This is a genomic window from Ruegeria sp. N10 (genome assembly GCF_056531545.1).
This window is the reverse complement of the sequence record NZ_JBQFLY010000064.1, coordinates 1-673: the sequence shown is the minus strand read 5'-3', so window position 1 is coordinate 673 and position 673 is coordinate 1. Positions and strand designations below refer to the sequence as shown.

Genomic DNA, 673 nt, shown 5'->3' with positions numbered 1-673 from the left:
TGAGCGCTTGGATGAAGACTCACCTTACGAAGCAATGGCCCTAGCAAGCTATCATGGAATACGAAACGATGTTTTGAGATTTGGAGGTTTTTTCAGGGAGCCACCAACTGCGTCCGAAGTTCGCGAAGAGCAACTTCTGGATGGCATAACGAGGTACTCGATACTTCTTCAAGATCCAAGCGTGGCAAACATCCGCCAAGCGATGGGTCAAAGCGGAAATGAACGCCGAAATGCAGAAGATCAAGAGATTGAAGCGTTGCGTAGTCAGGTAATGGCAAAACACAGTAAGTCAATTCTGGCAGCCGCAACATTTGTGGAGGATGTGGGCTTGGCTCTTGGCAATAGCGAATCCGAAGTGCAATCGAATGTTGGAAAAATTTGCTCGGCCATACAATCTGAAGTCTGGCAAAAAGAACCACAAGGTAGCGACAATGAGGTCTCCGTTACTGACAAAAAAAACATCTCGCTTGCGATCTCACGCTGCTGGAACATCGGAAGCCTATCAACAAATGCTTTGTCGGTTGCCGTCAAAGTAAGCTTTGAGGTTGATGCCCAGAAACGGCCGATTGCTGACACCATCTCCGGTATAGGATTGAGAGAAGGTCGCAGTGAAAATGGGATAGCCTTCGAGCAAGCATTCCAAGCTGCAAGCCGCGCGATTCTGAGGTGTGGA

General features: G+C 48.4%; 1 pseudogene. It reads left to right on the top strand.

Going from position 1 to position 673, the window contains the following annotated elements:
* Positions 1–181 precede the first annotated feature (181 nt).
* Positions 182–673 (top strand): annotated as a pseudogene (locus tag ACR0JI_RS21955) (hypothetical protein); the annotation flags it as partial.